The sequence below is a fragment of the Flagellimonas yonaguniensis genome (assembly GCF_029193885.1).
Lineage (GTDB): Bacteria > Bacteroidota > Bacteroidia > Flavobacteriales > Flavobacteriaceae > Flagellimonas > Flagellimonas yonaguniensis.
Genome location: NZ_JARFVB010000001.1, coordinates 270,625 through 291,022, shown reverse-complemented (window position 1 = coordinate 291,022; position 20,398 = coordinate 270,625). Strand labels below are relative to the sequence as shown.

The following is a 20,398-nucleotide window of genomic DNA, read 5'->3' as shown; positions in this document are numbered from 1 at the left end:
TGGGAGAATCTGAAAATGCTATGGGGCGAATCTTGATAACTGGAGCCGGAGGCCAATTGGGCCTTACATTTCAAGAACATATCCATGATTTTCCCGAAGTTTCCTTTGATCTCAAAACATCTTCAGAGCTGGATATTGCCCAGCCAGTACAGTTGGCCGATACTTTTCGTATAGGACAGTATGATTTCTGCATCAACTGTGCTGCGTATACCAATGTCGAAAATGCAGAGAAACACCCAGAAGAGGCCTTTGCCGTCAATGCAGAAGGGGTAAAAAACCTTGCCGAGATTTGCAAGGAGCATGGCACAACCCTGATCCATATTTCCACGGATTATGTTTTTGATGGGGAAAAGAAGAGCGCATACTCCATTGATGACACACCAAACCCCATCAATGAATACGGAAAGTCCAAGTTGGCTGGGGAAAAATTTATTCAACAGATTCTGCCCAACCATTATATCATTCGTACATCTTGGTTGTACAGCAAAAAATATGGACATAATTTCTACAGAACAATTCTAAGGAAGGCATTGGATGGAGAAGACTTGTATGTAACAGATGCTCAAGAGGGATGTCCGACCAATACAGAAAGATTGGCAATGTTTATTATGAAGGAAATTGTATTGGGAAACAAGCCATTTGGGTTATATCATTTTACCGATGGGGAACCGATGACATGGTATGATTTTGCCCAGAAGATACTGGATGAGAACGGGCTTAAACATAAGGTCAAGCTTGTTTTGGATGCGAATTATCGTACTTTCGCCAAGAGGCCAAAGAACAGTGTTCTTGCAGAATAAATGGACACTGGGATTTTAAGGGAGCTTATATGAAAAAGAACACCCTCAAAAATATATTGATCACGGGAGGAGCCGGTTTTATTGGCTCCCATGTGGTTCGGCAGTTTGTTAACAAGTACAGTAACTACAGAGTTCTCAATCTTGATGCGTTGACCTATGCCGGTAATTTGGAAAACCTCAAAGAAATTGAGCAGGCCCCCAATTATTCATTTGTTAAAGGGGACATTGCCGACGCAGATTTTGTGAATGACCTTTTCTCTCAAAACCATTTTGATGGCGTCATTCATTTGGCCGCAGAATCCCATGTGGATCGATCCATTACCGACCCTGTGTCTTTTGTGCGCACCAATGTTTTGGGTACGGTCAATTTGTTGAATGCCTCATTGCAAGTTGCCAAGGACAACCCAGATTTCTTGTTTTATCATATCAGCACCGATGAAGTTTATGGCAGTTTGGGCAAAGAGGGGCTTTTTACCGAAAAAACAGCATACGACCCCAATTCTCCCTATTCTGCCTCAAAAGCGAGTTCCGATCATTTTGTAAGAGCATACGGAGAAACCTATGGTTTGCCCTATGTGATTTCCAATTGCTCCAATAATTACGGCCCCAATCAATTCCCAGAGAAGTTGATACCCTTGTTCATTAACAATATCATTCAAAATAAGGCGTTGCCCGTATATGGCGATGGAAATTATACTAGGGACTGGCTATTTGTGAAAGACCATGCAGAGGCCATTGACCTCATCTTCCACAAAGGAAAAAAAGGAGAAACCTACAATGTTGGTGGTTTTAATGAATGGAAGAACATCGATTTGACCAAATTGTTGTGCCGATTGATGGATAAAAAACTCAACAGACAAGAGGGGGCATCTGAAAAACTGATAACCTTTGTAAAGGATCGCCCAGGACACGATTTAAGGTATGCCATTGATGCGACCAAAATCAACCAGGAATTGGGTTGGAAGCCCTCTGTTACTTTTGAGGAAGGTCTCGAAAATACCATAGATTGGTATTTTGAAAATCAGGAATGGTTGGACCATGTTACATCAGGAGACTATTTGGAATATTATAAAAAGCAATATCAAGCATAAAAAAATGAAAGGAATCATCTTGGCAGGAGGAACAGGAAGCAGGTTGCACCCACTTACCCTTTCGGTAAGCAAGCAGTTGATGCCCATTTACGACAAGCCGATGATTTATTATCCGTTGTCCACCTTAATGTATGCGGGAATCCATGAAATATTGATTATTTCCACACCAAAGGACCTGCCCCTCTTCAAAGAGCTGTTGGGCGATGGAAAAAAATACGGTTGCTCTTTTTCCTATGCGGCCCAAGAATCCCCTAATGGCTTGGCGGAAGCATTTATTATTGGGGCAAACTTTATTGGAAAGGACAAGGTCGCTTTGATTTTAGGGGACAATATTTTTTATGGTGCAGGTTTGTCCAAACTGCTGCAAACCAACAACAACCCTAAAGGGGGAATTATTTATGCCTATCGGGTAAACGACCCACAACGATATGGTGTGGTAGAGTTTGATGAGGAAGGAAAAGCCATCAGTATAGAGGAAAAGCCCAAGAAACCGAAATCCAATTATGTGGTGCCGGGCATTTATTTTTATGACAATGAAGTAATATCCATAGCCAAAAACATTAAGCCAAGCGCACGGGGCGAATTGGAAATTACCGATGTGAACAAAGAATATTTGAAAAAAGGAAAGCTCAGCGTAAGTATATTGGATCGGGGAACTGCTTGGCTGGATACAGGGACATTTCAGGCTTTGATGCAGGCATCGCAATTTGTGGAGGTCATTGAAGAGCGTCAGGGCTTGATAACGGGTTCAATAGAGGTGGCCGCTTATGAAATGGGCTATATTACCGAAGAGGAACTGAAGGATTTGGCCGAACCCCTGATGAAGAGTGGTTATGGAGAAAGATTGTTGGGCATATTGAACAAAGAAGCATGATAAAAGCAACGGAGACCAAATTAAAAGGATGCTTTATTATAGAGCCAACAATTTTTGAAGATAATCGAGGCTATTTTTTTGAGAGTTATAATCACAAGGATTTTTGTGAAGCCATTGGTCGTGAAGTGAATTTCGTACAGGATAACCAATCTTTTTCCAAAAAAGGGGTGTTGAGAGGACTTCATTTTCAGAAAGGACAGCATGCCCAGGCCAAGCTGGTTTCAGTGTTAGAGGGTAGAATTCAGGATGTAGCGGTTGATTTACGTAAAGATTCTCCTACATTTGCAAAATATTTCTCAATGGAGCTCAACAGTAAAGACAAAAAACAATTGTTTGTGCCAAGAGGCTTTGCACATGGCTTTTTAACATTGAGCGAATCGGCGAAGGTGTTGTATAAATGCGACAATCATTATAACAAAAGAGCTGAAGGAGGCATTCGATTCGATTGTCACGAACTGAATATAAAGTGGTTAATCGGTACGGAGGATTTGCTACTCTCTAAAAAAGATAAGAACTTGCCAAACTATTTGAGCACACTAACATAAAAAACACAAAATTGAACCCCATAGATTTAAAAGAACAACTTGCCCTTGCCATAGAGGCTTCCATTGATGCTGGAAATGTTATCATGGAAATATATGATTCGGCTGATTTTGAAACCGAATTCAAAAAAGATGACTCACCACTAACCCGTGCCGATCTTGAGTCCAACAAAGTAATCATGTCCTATTTGACCAAGACGGATATTCCCATAATCAGTGAGGAGAAGAAGAACCTTGATTACAGTGAAAGGAAAAACTGGGATGTTTGCTGGATGGTAGATCCCTTGGACGGTACAAAGGAGTTCATCAAAAGAAATGGCGAGTTTACGGTAAACATAGCATTGATAAAAAATGAAACCCCAATTCTAGGGGCAATATATGTTCCTGTCACTCAAGAACTCTATTACGCCAATGTTGAGGAAGGAAAGTCATATAAAATAGTGGTTGGTAACACAAAAGAATTGCCAAGCAATCTTTTTGATAAAGAAAATCAGTTGCTCTCCTCGGAAAAGAGTGGTTCAATAACCAAGGTCGTGGGTAGTCGATCTCACATGAATGAAAAGACGGAACAGTTCATAGAGGGATTAAAAAGTGAAGGAAAAGAAGTGGAAATTGTCTCCAAAGGAAGTTCATTAAAGTTTTGTATCGTGGCCGAAGGAAAAGCGGACATCTACCCCAGGGTAGCCCCCACTATGGAATGGGATACGGCTGCCGGCCATGCCATTTGCACGGCGATTGGCTTGAAAGTGACCAATTGGGAAACAGGCAAAGACCTTACTTACAATAAGGAAAACCTACTAAACCCATTTTTCTTAGTTAGGTAAATGACACAAAAGGTTTCCTATAAAAGGCACTTGGCCAAGACCATCACATGGAGAATGGTGGGCACGTTGGACACCATTGTGCTATCATGGATCATCACGGGAAATCCTTTTACCGGACTTAAGATAGGTTTGGCAGAGGTCATTACCAAAATGACCCTATATTATTTTCATGAAAGGGTTTGGGTCAAAGTTGGTATAGGTGATAGTAGAAAAAGACACATCATCAAGACCATTACCTGGCGTGTATTGGGAACCTTGGATACCATTGTGCTGTCCTGGATAATATCAGGAAACCCCTATACGGGTCTTAAAATCGGATTTGCCGAAGTCATTACAAAAATGATATTGTACTATTTTCATGAAAGAGGATGGTACAAAATCAACTATGGTCTTGATAAAAGAAAACGAGCAAAAAAATGGAGGAGAACATCATAAAACATAACTATAAAATCGGAATGAACGAAAGAAGAAAGGCCAACGGCCATAGTTCGTTCCTTATATTTTTCACGGGCCTTTCAGGTTCGGGAAAATCCACTATAGCCAATGCTCTTGAACAAAAATTGGTAGAAGAGAAGATAAAAACCTATACTCTTGACGGTGACAATGTACGCAAGGGAATCAATAAGGACTTAAGTTTTTCGGCTGAAGATCGCTCAGAGAACAATCGAAGAATAGGAGAGGTAGCCAACCTTTTCGTAGATGCGGGAATGGTGGTTTTGGCGGCTTTTGTGGCTCCTTTTGAAAAAGACCGAAATTTCATCAAAGAAACCGTGGGCGAGGAAAATTATGTTGAGGTATTTGTCAACACCAGTTTGGAAGAATGTGAAAAAAGAGATGTAAAAGGTCTTTATAAAAAAGCAAGAAAAGGAGAAATAAAGGATATGACGGGCATTTCCAGTCCGTATGAAGTACCTTTGCGCCCAGATATCACTTTAACGGAGAAAGAGACCGTTGAAGGTGCCGTTAACAGAATATACGAATTGATTCGACCCAAATTACAATTGTAATGAGTAAATACTATTTAAACTATTTAGACGAGCTAGAGTCCGAAGCCATTTTTGTGCTTAGGGAAGTTTGGGCCCAGTTCCAAAACCCGGTAATCTTGTTTTCTGGAGGTAAGGACTCCATTGTGGTAACCCATTTGGCAAGAAAAGCATTTTATCCCAGTAAAATACCATTTGCTTTGATGCACGTGGACACGGGACACAACTTTCCGGAAACTATCAAGTTCAGGGACGACCTTATCGATAGTTTGGGCGTACGACTTATTGTAGGTTCTGTACAGGAATCGATCGACCAAGGAAGGGTTGCCGAGGAAAAAGGAAAGAACGCCACAAGAAATGCACTTCAAATAACCACCTTGTTGGATGCGATTGAATCCAATAAAGTGGATTGTGCGATAGGTGGAGGTAGAAGGGACGAAGAAAAAGCCCGTGCCAAGGAACGTTTCTTCTCACATCGTGACGATTTTGGCCAATGGGACCCAAAGAACCAGCGCCCAGAGCTGTGGAATTTGTTCAACGGAAAACAATTCGAAGGAGAGCATTTCCGGGTTTTTCCAATAAGTAATTGGACCGAAATGGATGTTTGGAACTATATCAAACGGGAAAACATACAGATACCATCACTTTACTTTGCCCATGAGCGTGAAGTTGTTTGGAGAAGTAACTCATGGATTCCCAACTCTGAATTCTTAAAGTTGGATGAAGGGGAGGAAGTGGTCACCAAGAAAATACGCTTTAGAACACTTGGGGACATTACCATTACCGGCGGAATCGAATCGGATGCGGATACGGTAGAGAAAATTGCACAAGAAGTATCGGCTATGAGACAAACTGAGCGTGGAAATCGAAGCGATGACAAACGTTCGGAAACAGCAATGGAAGACAGAAAAAAACAAGGATATTTTTAGAGAGATATGTTGGACAACAATCAGCTATTAAGATTTACTACGGCAGGAAGTGTAGATGATGGGAAAAGTACCCTGATAGGAAGACTATTATTCGATTCCAAGTCAATATTCGAGGATCAACTGGAAGCTATTGAGAGCACCAGTAAAAAGAAAGGTCACGAAGGTGTGGATTTGGCGCTTTTCACCGATGGTCTTCGTGATGAAAGAGAGCAAGGAATCACCATTGATGTGGCCTATCGTTACTTCACAACCCCAAAGCGAAAGTTCATCATTGCAGACACCCCTGGACATATACAATATACCCGAAACATGGTCACTGGGGCATCAACGGCAAACGCTGCCATTATTTTGGTGGATGCAAGACACGGTGTCATCGAGCAGACCAAGAGGCATGCTTTTATTGCTTCTTTGCTACAAATACCACACGTTATCGTCTGTATCAACAAGATGGATCTAGTGGATTTTTCGGAAGAGGCATACAACAAAGTGATTTCCCAGTTTGAAGAGTTTTCTTCCAAATTGCTGGTTAAGGATGTTCGGTTTATACCAATAAGTGCGTTGTTGGGGGATAATGTGGTAAATCGATCGGAAAATATGGATTGGTATCAAGGGGCCCCTCTTTTGCACACCTTGGAGACCATGCACATTAGCAGCGACATCAACAAAGTGGACGCCAGATTCCCGGTACAAACAGTTCTGAGGCCCCAAAGCGATGAATTTAGAGACTATCGCGGTTATGCGGGCAGAATGGCAAGCGGTGTATTGAGAAAAGGCGATGAGGTCACCGTAATGCCTTCAGGCTTCACATCAAAAATTAAAACTATCGACACTTTTTCTGGGGAGGTCGAAGAATCTTTCGCCCCAATGTCGGTTTCCATTACCCTTGAGGATGACATTGATATCAGTAGAGGCGACATGATCGTTCGTTCCAATAACAAACCGGAAGCACAGCAAGATATTGAGGTAATGCTCTGCTGGTTGAACAACAGCCCTGCAAAGCCTAGGGCAAAATACACCATAAAGCACACCTCTAACGAGCAAAAAGCCATGATCAAGGAGGTGTTGTACAAAATCGACATCAATACCTTGAATCGCAGTGCCGAGGACGTGGAAATGTCCATGAATGATATATGCAAGGTGCGCATCAGAACCACCAAACCATTGATGGTGGATCCTTACCGTGAAAACAGGACCACGGGTAGCATTATTTTGATTGATGATGCCACGAACGAGACCGTGGCCGCTGGAATGATCGTGTAATGATTCATGATATAAAAAGAAAACTTTTTTCAGCAAAAAAGCAAGGGTTCGTAAAATCCAGTATTATATCATTGTTTATTAGGGTCTCAGGGGTATTTCTGCAGTTCTGCAGCCTACTTGTGCTAACAAACTTTACAAATGATGTTTTGGTTGGAAAATACAACTATATATCATATTTAATAGTTATACTGGGCACTATTGTTTTATTGGGGATGAACACTTCTTTTTTTCAATTTTCAGGACAGTACGACTCATCTGGCAAGGGGCATTTCAAGTCCATTTTATATACTAGGTCAACGCTTTTGATTCTTGCGGCCTATGCTGTTCTTTTATTGATCTATGTTGGGTTTTCGTTCATTTTAAAGCCAGCATTTGTAATAGAGAACAAAGAAGTGCTGGACTTTTCAATAATCGGGACGATCCCTTTTGCAATTATGACTTTGAATTTCCAGGTAATCAGGGCATACAACAAACTATTTTTTTCAGAATTCTTACGGTCAATTTTACGGTTTGGGCTGATTCTGATTATTTTTTTGGCTCTTATTTTCAATGATTTGGATAGGTACGTCATCTGGGGTTACATCATATCCCTGTATATTGTCGCAATAGTGTCCACGGCATTTATCCATTTAAAATTGAAGAAAGGGACAAGAAAGATGGATAAAACCTCATTTAAAACGTCTTATCGGGATATTTTAAGGGTTTCAATACCCATGTCGTTCAGTGCCATGTCATTGTTGATCATGCAAAGCATCGATAGTGTTATTTTAAAGTTTTATGAAGGGTTTGAAATAATAGCCTATTATGGTACAGCAATGAAGATTACAGTTATAATCAATATTGTTCTCATGACCATAAATACAGTGTTATCACCTAGTATTTCTGAACTGTATACATCAAAAGAGCATACCAAATTAAAGAAACTATTAAAAACAGCTGTTAATCTAAATTTTTTGTTGACCTTTCCCATTTTGGTCATCGCGATTGTTTTTGCAGAACAATTGCTGGGTTTTTTCGGAAACAATTACCATTTGGCTAAAAATGCTTTGATAATTGTAATTCTGGGGCAAATGATCAATGCTATGTGTGGTCCTGTGGGCAATTATTTGAATATGACGGGAAGACAAGTCCTGTTTAGAAATATGTTGATTGTCTCGCTGGTACTCAATATAGTGTTAAATTTGGTTCTTATACCGATTTATGGAATGAATGGAGCAGCCCTAAGTACAGCAATATCGTTGGCGTTTTGGAACTTGTACGGAGCATATAAAATATGGAGAACAGATGGAATAATGTTACTTCCAGGAATAAAAACCACAAAACAAAAATGAGTGTATTTCCAAACTTTTTGATTGTCGGCGCAGCTAAAGCAGGAACATCAACTATCGCGAGATGCTTGGGTCAACATCCTTCTGTATTTATGCCAATACGAAAAGAATGCAGGTATTTTTCTATGATGGATGGGAACTTTCAAGGCCCTAAAGATTATTTGGTGAACAAGTCGATAATTAAAAGTGAAGAAGAATATATCAAGTTATTTAATAGGGCAAATTCTAACCAAATAAAAGGAGATGTATCTCCGGATTATTTATATTATTATAAGAATTCAATTGAGAAAATAAAAGAGTCATATGCCTCTACCAATCAAAAAGAACCTAAAATAATTATAATACTTAGAAACCCAGTTGAACGGGCATTTTCTCAGTATATGCATTTCGTAAGAGACTTAAGGGAAAAGGAAAGCTTCACAGAGGCCATTGAACTTGAAAACTCAAGAAAAGAGAGAAATTGGGAATGGGCTTGGTTGTATGTAGATGTTGGATTCTATCTAAAACAGGTTGAGGCTTACTTACAGAATTTCTCAAAGGTGAAGATTATTATATATGATGATTTTAAAAGAGACAATCAAAATGTTTTAAATGAAATTTCCGATTTTTTGGAAATCAAGCCAATCGAATATGATTTTAAAAATAGATACAACGTATCTGGTAGTCCAAAAAATATCTCTTTGCAAAAAATATATTCAAGGCTAGTTTTTCCAAAATTTGTTAGAGAGTTAGCCCCACAAAAAATCATTAATGCATTAAAAGGGGTAAAACAAAAAATGATTAGGAAAAATATTGCAAAAACTATAATTCCAGAAAGAGATAAAGAAAGACTAAAATCTTTGTATAGAGAGGATATAAAGGAATTGGAAAATTTAATAAATAGAGATTTATCACATTGGCTAAAATGAGTGAATTAAAGTACGATTATTTAATAGTTGGTTCTGGCCTTTTTGGGTCGGTCTTTGCCCATGAAGCGAACAAAAGAGGAAAAAAATGTCTGGTAATTGAAAAAAGGGAGCATTTAGGGGGCAATGTCCATTGTGAAAATATAGAAGGGATAAACGTGCACAAATATGGAGCACACATCTTTCATACCAATGACAAGCAAATTTGGGATTATGTGAACTCTTTTGTGGAGTTCAATAGATTTACCAACTCCCCATTGGCCAATTACAAGGGTAAGCTCTACAATTTGCCCTTTAACATGAACACCTTTTATCAAATGTGGGGTGTAAAAACCCCAGAGGAAGCCAAAAAGAAGATTGAAGAGCAGATAAAGGAGCTGGATATAGACAATCCCAAGAACCTTGAGGAGCAAGCATTGTCACTCGTAGGGAGGGACATATACGAAGCTTTGATCAAGGAGTATACCGAAAAGCAATGGGGAAGACCAGCAACCGAGTTGCCAGCATTCATTATCAAACGTTTACCAGTGAGGTTTACCTTTGACAATAATTATTTCAAGGACAAATACCAAGGAATCCCAATAGGGGGATACAATAAATTGATCGACAAATTGCTGGCAGGGATTGAATGCAAGGTTGGTGTTGACTTTTTTAAAGAAAGGGGGGCCTGGGAAAGGCTTGCCAAAAAAGTTGTCTTTACCGGAAAAATCGATGAATACTATGGGTTTGAGCACGGAAGATTGGAATACCGTAGCCTAAGATTTGAATCATCAGTGCTGAACAGTGATAATTTCCAAGGAAATGCAGTCATAAACTATACGGATAAAGAAACACCATACACTCGAATTATCGAACACAAGCATTTTGAATTTGGGAAACAGGACAAAACTGTGATAACCAAAGAGTACCCACAGGAATGGAACTCACTAAACGAGCCGTATTACCCAATAAATGACGACAAAAATTCCAAAACCTTTACGGCCTACAGAAAAAGGGCGGAATCAGAAAGCAATGTTATCTTTGGGGGCAGGTTGGCGGAATACAGATATTATGATATGCATCAAGTAATAGGCAGTGCTCTGGTAGCAGTTAAAAAGGAATTCGATGGATAGGGTTTGTGCAGTAGTTGTGACATATAATAGGCTTGAGCTTTTAAAGGAGACATTGAACGCACTTTTGGAGGTAAATGGCAGTTTGGAAAAAGTTGTTGTGGTAAATAATGCCAGTACCGACAATACCCATGAATATCTCCAAGGGTTAAGTAAAGAAAGCCCAAAGGTCGAGGAGTACCTGATGAAAGAAAACTTAGGTGGTGCAGGAGGTTTTAAGGCTGGGCTAAAATACGCTTTTGAACAGGGGTATGACTATATATGGCTCATGGATGATGATTCCATAGTCAAAAAGGACAGTCTTGGCCCGCTTTTGGAACCTTTTAAAAAAGTTGAGGATGTTGGCTTTACCTGTAGCAAAGTTATTTGGACGGACGGTACACCACACAAAATGAACATTCCCGATGTTTCAAGGGTAAACGATAATGGGGTGGCATTTTTTGGCGATGAAGGATATATCAACGTAAAATCCTGCTCTTTTGTATCGATGATGGTTCCTGCGCGCATAGTGGATAAACTGGGCCTCCCATATCAGGATTTCTTTATATGGTGTGATGATCTAGAATATAGTAGAAGAATAATCCGAGCGGGATACAAAGGGCTCTTTGTAGAAGAAAGTCAAGTAGTGCACAAAACGGTTACCAACCATAACACCAATATCCAAAACTGTACACCAAAAGAGTTTTGGAAAATGGAATATGGTTTCAGGAACAGAACGTTTATGCACAGGAAATTTGGCGAGTACAATCTAATGTTCTTGTTTTTTGCAAGGAACTTATATCGGTCGGTTTCCAGAAAAAACCATAAGCTAAAAGCCTTTAGTATAGTAGTTGGTGCGTTTTTTAAGGGAATATTTTTTAAACCAACGGCCTGAGATGAATTTACCAAATTTTTTAATTGTAGGGGCTGCGAAATCCGGGACAACCACACTGAACTACTACTTGGACAAACATTCGGATGTCTTGATGCCAACCCCTAAAGAACCCAAATATTTCTCATCAAAATTTGCGAAATACAAAGGACCTGGAGATATTGCCTTTACAAAAAAGAGGGTTATATCTTCGCTGGACAGCTATAAAAGGCTGTTCAATACGTCCAAGGAATATAAATGTATGGGGGATTCCAGTGTGGACAATCTCTTCTATCACACAGAGGTAATACCGGAAATAAAATCACTTTTGGGCGCGCCTAAAATTATCATAGTGCTAAGACACCCTGTTGACAGGGCCGTATCCGCATATAAGCATCTAATTAGGGACGGCAGGGAAAAAATGTCCATAGAGCAGGCGATAATGATGGAAGAGGAAAGACTCGCAAAAGGGTTTGAATTTATTTGGGGATATAAAAAAGGCGGATTTTACCATGACCAGGTAAAGAGCTATATGGATAATTTCCCTGAGGTCAAGGTGTACCTTTTTGAGGATTTGATTCAAAACACGCAAGAAGTTCTGGACCAAACCTGTGACTTTTTGGGTATTCCATACATCGAGGCAGAAGAGAACTTAAAATTAAATGCCTCTGGCAAAGCGAAATGGCAATTTCTGAATAGCTTGTTGATCAAGGACAGCTTTTTGAGACGGATGGGGACAAAAATGGTAGGTAAGAACGCAGCAATTAAATTGCAGTCAAGACTTCAAAAAATCAACCTGTCGGATATAGAAATTTCCAAAGAAGAAAAAAAATCGCTCTCAAGGCTTTATACACAAGATTTATATAACTTACAAGAACTTATAGATAGGGATTTATCGGGTTGGATCGATAAATATTGAAAAATCAAGTTTTGTAAACCTGAAAGCGGACTTTTAACGTAATCACAAGAAAAATTGAAGATCAAAGCATCAAAAATCATATATCTTTTCTTTTTCCTAACAGTTTTCCTTATTCCATTTGATGGGGTGGGGGTTCTACCGTTGGGCGAATTTTCAAGGGAGGGATATATTCTTTTTTTATTGATTTTCCTTTTTTTTTTCATCTTTTTAAAAAATAGATTCTCAGTCCGTGTTCCAAGGATATCCTTGGAATTACAGCTGCTTATTCTATTTGTTTTCATAATCGGGCTGAGTTCTTTGGTAAATTTGTCATCTATTTTTAACAACGCCCATCCACTTAGAACAGGAATTCAAAAGTTATTGTCGCAGGTGCTGGTCTTTTTGTTCTTCTTTCCCTTCCTTACTTTGGTTTTGTATAATTATTTTATGGATACGCCGAATATTGTAGGCCGGATAAGAAAACCATTTCTCTGGGCGGTATACATTGTTTTCATAGTAGGTTTTTTTGAAGTGATTTATATCCATTATCGTTTTTCTTTTGCCAATGCAGTACTGGATTTTTTTGATTCGATGCCCTTGGTTAGAATAGTTAAAAACACTTGGGACAAAAGAATCTCCTCAGTTACCAAGGAACCACCTTCATTGGGTCTCTTCTTGGCTACAGCATTGCCCTGGATAATCAGTGTTAAACCCAATACTCGAAAAATTCTTCGGTATTATTTACCCTTGGGAATGATTTTGTTCCTGGCAATTTTCTCGAATTCCAGATCTGGGCTTTTAATCATCTTATTGCAATTCGCAACATTCATTGGTTTAAACCAAACCAAGGGGAGAATAAGTTCAAAAAGGCTTAAGAACATAATATTTGTGGTAATGACATCAATAATAATGTTGCCCTTTGCGATTTATTATTTGAGTAATAGTGAGTTCGTGCAAAAACGAATGGACAGCTATAACTTTGTCAAAAATTACAAAGCCTCTCAATCTAATAAAACAAGGTTAGGTACATATGTGGCGTCTCTGGAGGCTTTTAAGGAAAAGCCAGTGTTGGGCCATGGTTTTGGACAAGCGGGGTTTACGGTAGTCAATAAATACCCAGACTGGTCTAGAGAGGATAATATTGAATTAGAAAGGTTCGTCCAAGGCAAGAAAATTTTTCCTCCGGTTTATAACACCTATATTCGAGTGGGTGTTGACACTGGATTACTTGGATTGATTACTTTTGTGGCTTTTCAATTGGTTGTTTTTTTAAGAAGTTTGTTGCTATACTATAGGGGAAAAGTTTTATATGGACAGGAAAATCTTAATGCCTTACTGGTACTGTCATCTATAGGATTCGGTCTTACGTGGGTACAATTTGACACGTTCAGGGTCATTGGGTATTGGATTTTTTTCAGTTTTTTCCTAGTGGTGCTCAATAAGGCGGGAAACAAATGATGACAAAATTTACACAGCGATTGTTCGGTCTGGACAAGATAAGGGTTTTTCTCGTGTTCCTATTTTATTTGAGCATGGCATTTTCCACGGCCTTGAATAACATATGTTTTGTTTTGTTGATAGCTTGTGGTTTATATTACACGGCAAAAGAAGGTATAAATGTGCGACTGAGCCGCACGAGTATATTATCCATTGTAATCGTTGCTCTTTTGTTGATTGACATTGTGGTCTTTGCCGAAACCCCCAAGGACTACAAGGTAGGTTTAAGATATCTCATACTGTTGTGCACACCGATTATTTTAATGGGCGGCGGGAAGAGGTTTTTTAAGAGATTCCTTATGGCATACTTATTGGCGTATGCAGTTGTCTTCTTGTTTGTTATTGTTGGTATTGTCAGTAATTATTGGCAATATGGAGAGTTTAATTTTTATAAGTTTGGTGGGAACACCCAAAGCTTTCTGATTTTTGAGAGGCTATATTTTGGGTTTATGAGCATGATAGCGGCAGTTTTTGTTTACATGCTGTGTAAAACAAACCTAAAAATGAAATATGTGCTGTTAGCGGCGATTTTCATAGTCAATTTCATCTTGGCCTCAAGGCTCTCTTTTTTGTTCCTCACAGTTTTCCTTGTTTATAATATCTATGTTGATTTAAAATCGAAGATTTCATTCAAACATATTTTTATTCTGTTGATGGCATTATCTGTTTTAACCGTAATTGGCCTCAAAAATGAGGGGTTTAAAAAGAGGTTCTTTCTCAATTCGAGCTCCATTGACAATTATATGCTCCAATTAAAAATCCATGAACCAAGGTATGCCATATGGCGCTGTGCGTTTCAGATTGCTGGCAAAGAATGGGGGAAAAGTCATTTTATCGGGTTGGATACAGAAAGGGAACTTCAGGAAAAGCTTGTTGACTGTTATGGTAAAACCATTTATATTAAAGATAAGAGAGCATGGTTCGTTAAGGCCAGGTATAATACCCACAATCAATTTTTGCATACATATTTGATGCACGGAATAATTGGGATTGTTCTGGTTCTGATCTTAATACTGGTTTATGCATATTCTTATAGAGGCATTTTACCCAGTATGTGGCTTTTGTTCTTGATTATCGTATTTAGTTTAGTAGAAAACGTGCTGATGAGGCAAGTAGGAGTGTTTTTATTGGCAACCTGTTTTGCTGTTTTGGGTAAAAAAATCAAAAATGATTAAAGTATTACATGTTCTCCATTCCGTTGGTGGCGTTGAAGTATATTTAAGACTTGTGTCGGAAAATGTCGATGCGTCCAAAATCTCCAGTGTAATAGTACATGGCCGCCCAATGGACAATAGGGAAGATTATCTTGATAAGAATGGGAATAGGATTAAAGAGTATTATTTGCCAATACAAAGAGAAATCAGCCCAATAAAGGATTTTAGATGTATTTGGGGACTTGTAAAAATCCTAAAAAAAGAAAAGCCAAACGTTGTTCATGCACATAGCGCAAAGGGAGGGATAATAGGCAGGTTCGCATCATTGTTCTACCCGGTAACTGTTTTGCACACTCCCCATGCATTTTCCTATCTAAGCCAAAAAGGAGGGGTAAAACAAAAATTATTTTTGTTCATCGAGAGGCTGTTCAAAAATTTCAACTCCATTTTGTTGGCAACATCTATTTCAGAACAGATCAGGGGGATAAAAGAAGTTGGCTATGCGGAGGAAAATACAATAGTCTTCAATAATTGCATAAAGCCAATAACGGACCTTGATTTGAGCGCAATCCATGAATATAATCTGCCAAAAAAATATATTTGCACAGTGGGACGGCCATCGTATCAAAAAAATATTGAAATGATGGTGGAAGTAATAAAAAAAGTAAAGGCCAAGATTCCGGACATTCATCTGGTGGTCATGGGGGTCGGTGTTGTAAGCCCAAACACGGATAAGGTAAACGATTTGATTGAAAAGTATGCATTGGAAAGCAACATTACCCTTATTAAATGGATGGAAAGAAAAAAAATCTTTGGGATAATATCTAAGGCACAACTTTACTTGTCTACTGCCAGATATGAGGGAATGCCATATGCAATGATCGAGAGCTTGGCATTATCCAAAGCGATTATTGCAACTGACTGTGACGGGAATAGGGATTTGGTGTACGATGGACAAAATGGCTTTTTGATATCCCAAGGAGATGATGGGGAAATGGCAGGGAAAGTAATTGAATTGTACCAAAATGAAGATGTAAGGGAAAGATATGGCAAGGCCTCACAACAATTGTTCAATAAAGGGCTCAACATAGAAAACACCATTCAAAAATTGGAACAAGTTTACTCAGAGTATTCAAGTGGAAAATGAAAATTTTATTTAGGTCTTTGGAATAGGTTGGTCACTCAGATAGAAAGACTTAAGTTGTTATAGCATTAGAAGTATGAACAGGTTGGAGAATAATATTGGCACCAGGTTTTTAGAGGGATTGTTTATCTTTTTTGATCTTTTTATGATCAACTTCATTTTTTATTTATTTCCCCTTGATTATATGAACCCTTTGTTTTCAAGTCCAATCCTGTTCCATTTTTATATAACCCTGACTTGGATAATCATTTCATTGAAAAATCAATTTTATCTCATCAACAACAACAATAAGTTCACCCACATATTTAACCTCGTTTTCTATCAGTTCATTTTATTTTTTTTGGTGTTGTACGCTTACATTGGTTTTTTGAAGCAGCCATTGATCAGCAGGCTTAACCTTGGGTATTACTTCCTTATTTGTTTTTTTGTGATTTCAACCAATAAATTCTTGATTCATTTCCTCTTGATGGCACTAAGGGAAAGGTTCGGGTTTAATGTCAAAAGAGTAGTTGTGATTGGCAAAAACAATAGGGCCGAAAGACTGATTACCACATTTAAGGAAAAAAAAGAGCTGGGTTATTTGCTCGTAGGTCAATTCGATACTGACGAAAAAGATTTTAGCTTGGAGTCTTGCTTTGAGTTTATATCAAATAATAATGTTGATGAGATATTCTTTTCGATATCCGAAATGCGTAACGAACAAATAACGGAAATAATCAATTATGCCGACAACAATCTGAAAAGATTAAAGTTTGTGCCCGACAATACTATTTATACAACAAAGCTAAAGTTTGAATATTATGAATATGTTCCGGTTTTAAGCTTGAGAGATGCCCCTTTGGATAGAAAGCTCAATGCTTTGTCAAAACGTATTTTCGATGTCCTTTTTTCAACAGTGGTCATTTTATTTCTTCTGTCTTGGTTGGTGCCTTTAATGGCGGTCATCATAAGGCTGGAGAGCAAAGGGCCTATTTTCTTTAGACAGTTAAGAAACGGTATAGACAATAAGCCCTTCTATTGCTATAAATTCCGGTCTATGGCCGTAAATTCCGATTCAGATAAAAAATGGGCGACCAGAAATGATACGAGAGTAACAAAAGTTGGAAAGTTTATTCGAAGAACAAGTATTGATGAGTTGCCCCAATTTTATAATGTGTTGTTTGGAAAGATGTCCGTGGTAGGGCCTCGCCCCCATCCGCTTAAATTAACAGATGATTTGGCCAAAAAGCACAATAAGTTTATGGTTAGGCACCTTATAAAGCCAGGGATAACAGGTTTGGCCCAAGTTAAAGGGGAAAGAGGTGGAATAGAAACGGACATGGACGGTCTTAATAGATTAAGATATGACATATTCTATGTCGAGAACTGGTCCATGGTTCTAGATTTTAAAATCATCGTTCAAACGGTCCTAAATGCCATTAAAGGAGAAGAAAAAGCGTATTGAGCCGAGAAATTAGTGTAGCTTGCCTAGAAAAGTTTTCATTCTGTGTGCGTATAAGCTATGTTTGTGGAAGTTGAATACTTCAATTGATATCTAAATAAATGAAAAGAATCCTTATTACCGGGGCGGCTGGTTTTCTTGGGTCACACCTTTGTGACAGATTTATCGCAGAAGGCCATGAGGTCATTGCCATGGACAACCTCATCACAGGGGACCTTAAGAACATAGAACATCTATTTCCATTGGAACGGTTTACGTTCTATAACCATGATGTAACCAACTTTGTGCATGTTCCTGGAGAACTGGATTACATACTTCACTTTGCCTCGCCGGCAAGCCCGATAGATTATCTTAAAATACCCATCCAAACCCTTAAGGTGGGGGCAATGGGGACACATAACTTGCTAGGCCTTGCAAAGGAAAAGAATGCCCGTTTCATGATTGCATCCACCTCCGAAATATATGGGGATCCTCTGGTGCATCCTCAAACTGAGGAGTACTACGGGAATGTGAACACTATAGGTCCAAGAGGTGTGTATGATGAAGCCAAACGTTTTCAAGAATCGATTACCATGGCATACCACCGTTTTCATGGGTTGGACACAAGAATCGTTCGGATATTCAATACCTACGGACCCAGAATGCGACTGAATGATGGCCGTGTGATACCCGCTTTTATGGGACAGGCCCTTCGAGGGGAAGACTTAACGGTATTTGGAGATGGATCGCAAACCCGCTCTTTCTGTTTTGTGGATGATGAAATCGAAGGAATCTATCGCTTGTTGATGAGCGACTACACGCTTCCCGTCAATATTGGTAACCCGAATGAAATTTCCATCAAGGATTTTGCAGAGGAAATCATCAAGCTAACAGGAACCGATCAAAAAATAATTTATAAACCTTTGCCCAAGGATGATCCCATGCAACGACAGCCGGATATTACCAAAGCCAAAGAGATTTTGGGATGGGAGCCCAAAGTGGGTCGTGAAGAGGGTATGCGCAAAACATTTGAATTCTTTAAAGGGCTTTCCAAAGAAGAACTCGAAAAAACAGAGCACAGGGATTTTACCACTCACAACAAAAAATAATTTTTGTTTTTAAGATTACAAGGGTCCGATGTTTATCGGACCTTTTTTATATTATCCCATACGTTACAGGTGTTGATTGCTATCCAGATCGACTTGGTAGGATATTGTGCCAAGAAGTAAGCGAAGATCATTTGAAAATAACCCCTGAATTAAATTTGAATTGAGTTATTTTTGCCAAAACATTGAATCATGAACATCTTGGTCCTGGGAGCTGGGGGTCGCGAACACGCCATTTCCCTGAAAATTTCAGAAAGCCCTAAAACATCCAAATTATTTGTAGCACCCGGCAATGCAGGGACTTCACAGATTGCCACCAATGTTGAGGTAGGGGTCAATGATTTTCAAGCCATCAAACAATTGGTGTTGAAAGAAAACATCGAGTTGGTTGTGGTGGGGCCAGAGGACCCCTTGGTAAATGGGGTACATGATTTTTTCTTGAATGATGCCAAGCTTAAATCCATTCCTGTGATCGGTCCGAAAAAAGCGGCTGCAGAACTCGAAGGAAGCAAGGAATTCGCCAAAGAGTTTATGATGAGGCACAACATTCCAACAGCTGCTTACGAAAGTTTTACCAGCGAAACACTGGAGAAAGGCTATGCCTTTTTGGAAACCCTAAAACCACCTTACGTACTCAAGGCCGATGGTTTGGCAGCAGGTAAAGGCGTTTTGATTCTACAGGATCTGCAAGAAGCCAAGGATGAGCTCAAATCCATGCTGCTCGATTCCAAATTCGGAAACGCAAGTGCCACGGTGGTCATCGAAGAGTTTTTGGACGGTATAGAGCTGAGCTGTTTTGTACTGACCGATGGTACTAATTATAAAATTCTTCCGACCGCTAAAGATTACAAAAGAATAGGCGAGGGCGACACTGGACTCAATACAGGAGGCATGGGCGCCATTTCCCCCGTTCCTTTTGCCGATGCCGTCTTTATGGACAAGATAGAGCGTCAAATTGTAAAACCAACTGTAGAGGGACTTAAAACGGATAATCTGCCTTATGTGGGCTTTATCTTCATCGGACTGATAAAGGTCGGCGATGAGCCCAAGGTAATTGAATACAACGTTCGTATGGGTGATCCAGAAACTGAAGTGGTCATGCCAAGGCTCAAAAGTGATTTGGTAGAAGTGCTACAGGCAATGGCCAATGGCACATTAGATCAAATAGACCTTCAAATTGACGAAAGAGCAGCAACTACGGTAATGGCCGTATCGGGAGGTTACCCAGAAGCGTATGAAAAAGGCAAGGAAATCACAGGAGCGGAAAGGATTGCAGATTCCATTGTTTTTCATGCGGGAACAAAACTGTCGAACGGAAAGGTGGTTACAAATGGAGGCCGGGTCATAGCCGTTACTTCCTTTGGAAAAGACTTTAAGGAAGCATTGAAAACATCCTATCAAAACATGGAAAAGCTCCATTTTGATGGCATGTATTACCGAAAAGATTTAGGATTTGATCTATAGGTAAGAGTGGGAGCTAATGCTCTTATCTTCCTCGCCACTTTCGTTGAAAATTTTCAGCTGCCCCATCCAATATACCATCGCCACAAAACCGATGATCATAAAAATCCAGTTAATGGTGTTGGAACCCCACCAGCTGTGCATAAAACGGAAAAAATCCAATGGTGCGAAAAGGTAGTTTACAAATAAGTCCTCTATACCGTAAAAAAACTTGCTCATGTTG

General features: G+C 39.3%; 22 protein-coding genes. 20 read left to right on the top strand and 2 right to left on the bottom strand.

Annotation, left to right across the window (positions count from 1 at the left end):
* Positions 1-20 precede the first annotated feature (20 nt).
* The 14 genes from rfbD to PY092_RS01305 are packed head-to-tail and all read left to right on the top strand — an operon-like array spanning position 21 to position 12,414.
* Entirely contained in the window at positions 21-800 is a 780-nt protein-coding gene (gene rfbD / locus PY092_RS01370; protein WP_275614064.1) for a dTDP-4-dehydrorhamnose reductase, read from the top strand.
* A 29-nt stretch (positions 801-829) separates the two neighbouring features.
* Entirely contained in the window at positions 830-1,891 is a 1,062-nt protein-coding gene (rfbB, locus tag PY092_RS01365) for a dTDP-glucose 4,6-dehydratase (protein WP_275614063.1), read from the top strand.
* A 4-nt stretch (positions 1,892-1,895) separates the two neighbouring features.
* Positions 1,896-2,765, top strand: a complete 870-nt coding sequence (gene rfbA, locus PY092_RS01360) for a glucose-1-phosphate thymidylyltransferase RfbA (protein WP_275614062.1) — start codon at positions 1,896-1,898, stop codon at positions 2,763-2,765.
* Positions 2,765-3,310, top strand: coding sequence for a dTDP-4-dehydrorhamnose 3,5-epimerase (gene rfbC, locus PY092_RS01355; protein WP_275614628.1), 546 nt, complete (start codon positions 2,765-2,767; stop codon positions 3,308-3,310). Before rfbA ends, rfbC begins: the two co-directional genes overlap by 1 nt.
* Positions 3,311-3,321: 11 nt before the next feature.
* On the top strand, positions 3,322-4,131 hold the full coding sequence (gene cysQ / locus PY092_RS01350; protein WP_275614061.1) for a 3'(2'),5'-bisphosphate nucleotidase CysQ: 810 nt from the start codon (positions 3,322-3,324) through the stop codon (positions 4,129-4,131).
* Entirely contained in the window at positions 4,132-4,566 is a 435-nt protein-coding gene (locus PY092_RS01345; RefSeq protein ID WP_275614060.1) for a DUF2061 domain-containing protein, read from the top strand. It begins immediately after the preceding gene.
* Positions 4,548-5,138 carry an adenylyl-sulfate kinase gene (cysC, locus tag PY092_RS01340; RefSeq protein ID WP_275614059.1) on the top strand — a complete coding sequence of 197 codons (591 nt, stop codon included), beginning with the start codon at positions 4,548-4,550 and terminating at the stop codon, positions 5,136-5,138. The genes PY092_RS01345 and cysC overlap by 19 nt, the downstream gene beginning before the upstream one ends.
* Positions 5,138-6,043 carry a sulfate adenylyltransferase subunit CysD gene (cysD, locus tag PY092_RS01335; RefSeq protein WP_275614058.1) on the top strand — a complete coding sequence of 302 codons (906 nt, stop codon included), beginning with the start codon at positions 5,138-5,140 and terminating at the stop codon, positions 6,041-6,043. The genes cysC and cysD overlap by 1 nt, the downstream gene beginning before the upstream one ends.
* A 6-nt stretch (positions 6,044-6,049) precedes the next feature.
* Complete coding sequence (gene cysN / locus PY092_RS01330; RefSeq protein WP_275614057.1) at positions 6,050-7,303, top strand: sulfate adenylyltransferase subunit CysN; 1,254 nt, start codon at positions 6,050-6,052, stop codon at positions 7,301-7,303.
* On the top strand, positions 7,303-8,634 hold the full coding sequence (locus PY092_RS01325; RefSeq protein WP_275614056.1) for a flippase: 1,332 nt from the start codon (positions 7,303-7,305) through the stop codon (positions 8,632-8,634). The genes cysN and PY092_RS01325 overlap by 1 nt, the downstream gene beginning before the upstream one ends.
* On the top strand, positions 8,577-9,539 hold the full coding sequence (locus tag PY092_RS01320; RefSeq protein WP_275614055.1) for a sulfotransferase domain-containing protein: 963 nt from the start codon (positions 8,577-8,579) through the stop codon (positions 9,537-9,539). Before PY092_RS01325 ends, PY092_RS01320 begins: the two co-directional genes overlap by 58 nt.
* Positions 9,536-10,648 (top strand): UDP-galactopyranose mutase, encoded by a 1,113-nt coding sequence (gene glf, locus PY092_RS01315; protein ID WP_275614054.1) that lies wholly within the window; start codon positions 9,536-9,538, stop codon positions 10,646-10,648. The genes PY092_RS01320 and glf overlap by 4 nt, the downstream gene beginning before the upstream one ends.
* Entirely contained in the window at positions 10,641-11,519 is an 879-nt protein-coding gene (locus PY092_RS01310; RefSeq protein ID WP_275614053.1) for a glycosyltransferase family 2 protein, read from the top strand. The genes glf and PY092_RS01310 overlap by 8 nt, the downstream gene beginning before the upstream one ends.
* 1 nt (position 11,520) lies before the next feature.
* Positions 11,521-12,414, top strand: a complete 894-nt coding sequence (locus tag PY092_RS01305; RefSeq protein WP_275614052.1) for a sulfotransferase family protein — start codon at positions 11,521-11,523, stop codon at positions 12,412-12,414.
* 524 nt (positions 12,415-12,938) lie between these two features.
* On the opposite strand, the gene PY092_RS01300 is transcribed toward PY092_RS01305, so the two are convergent.
* Entirely contained in the window at positions 12,939-13,109 is a 171-nt protein-coding gene (locus tag PY092_RS01300) for a hypothetical protein (protein WP_275614637.1), read from the bottom strand.
* A 37-nt stretch (positions 13,110-13,146) separates the two neighbouring features.
* Between PY092_RS01300 and PY092_RS01295 the strand changes: the two genes are divergently transcribed.
* The 6 genes from PY092_RS01295 to purD all read left to right on the top strand — a co-directional run bounded on the left by PY092_RS01295 (position 13,147) and on the right by purD (position 20,178).
* Entirely contained in the window at positions 13,147-13,851 is a 705-nt protein-coding gene (locus PY092_RS01295; protein WP_275614627.1) for an O-antigen ligase family protein, read from the top strand.
* A gap of 74 nt (positions 13,852-13,925) precedes the next feature.
* A complete protein-coding gene (locus PY092_RS01290; protein ID WP_275614051.1) occupies positions 13,926-15,065 on the top strand; it encodes an O-antigen ligase family protein in 1,140 nt (379 codons plus the stop codon).
* Entirely contained in the window at positions 15,058-16,191 is a 1,134-nt protein-coding gene (locus PY092_RS01285; protein WP_275614050.1) for a glycosyltransferase, read from the top strand. Before PY092_RS01290 ends, PY092_RS01285 begins: the two co-directional genes overlap by 8 nt.
* 73 nt (positions 16,192-16,264) lie before the next feature.
* Positions 16,265-17,632, top strand: coding sequence for an exopolysaccharide biosynthesis polyprenyl glycosylphosphotransferase (locus tag PY092_RS01280; RefSeq protein WP_275614049.1), 1,368 nt, complete (start codon positions 16,265-16,267; stop codon positions 17,630-17,632).
* Positions 17,633-17,730: 98 nt separating this feature from the next.
* A complete protein-coding gene (locus PY092_RS01275; RefSeq protein ID WP_275614048.1) occupies positions 17,731-18,717 on the top strand; it encodes a UDP-glucuronic acid decarboxylase family protein in 987 nt (328 codons plus the stop codon).
* A 189-nt stretch (positions 18,718-18,906) separates the two neighbouring features.
* Positions 18,907-20,178 carry a phosphoribosylamine--glycine ligase gene (gene purD / locus PY092_RS01270; protein WP_275614047.1) on the top strand — a complete coding sequence of 424 codons (1,272 nt, stop codon included), beginning with the start codon at positions 18,907-18,909 and terminating at the stop codon, positions 20,176-20,178.
* Here the strand turns inward: purD and PY092_RS01265 are convergent.
* Complete coding sequence (locus PY092_RS01265) at positions 20,173-20,394, bottom strand: DUF6341 family protein (protein WP_275614046.1); 222 nt, start codon at positions 20,392-20,394, stop codon at positions 20,173-20,175. The two genes, purD and PY092_RS01265, sit on opposite strands and share 6 nt — an antisense overlap.
* Positions 20,395-20,398: the final 4 nt, after the last annotated feature.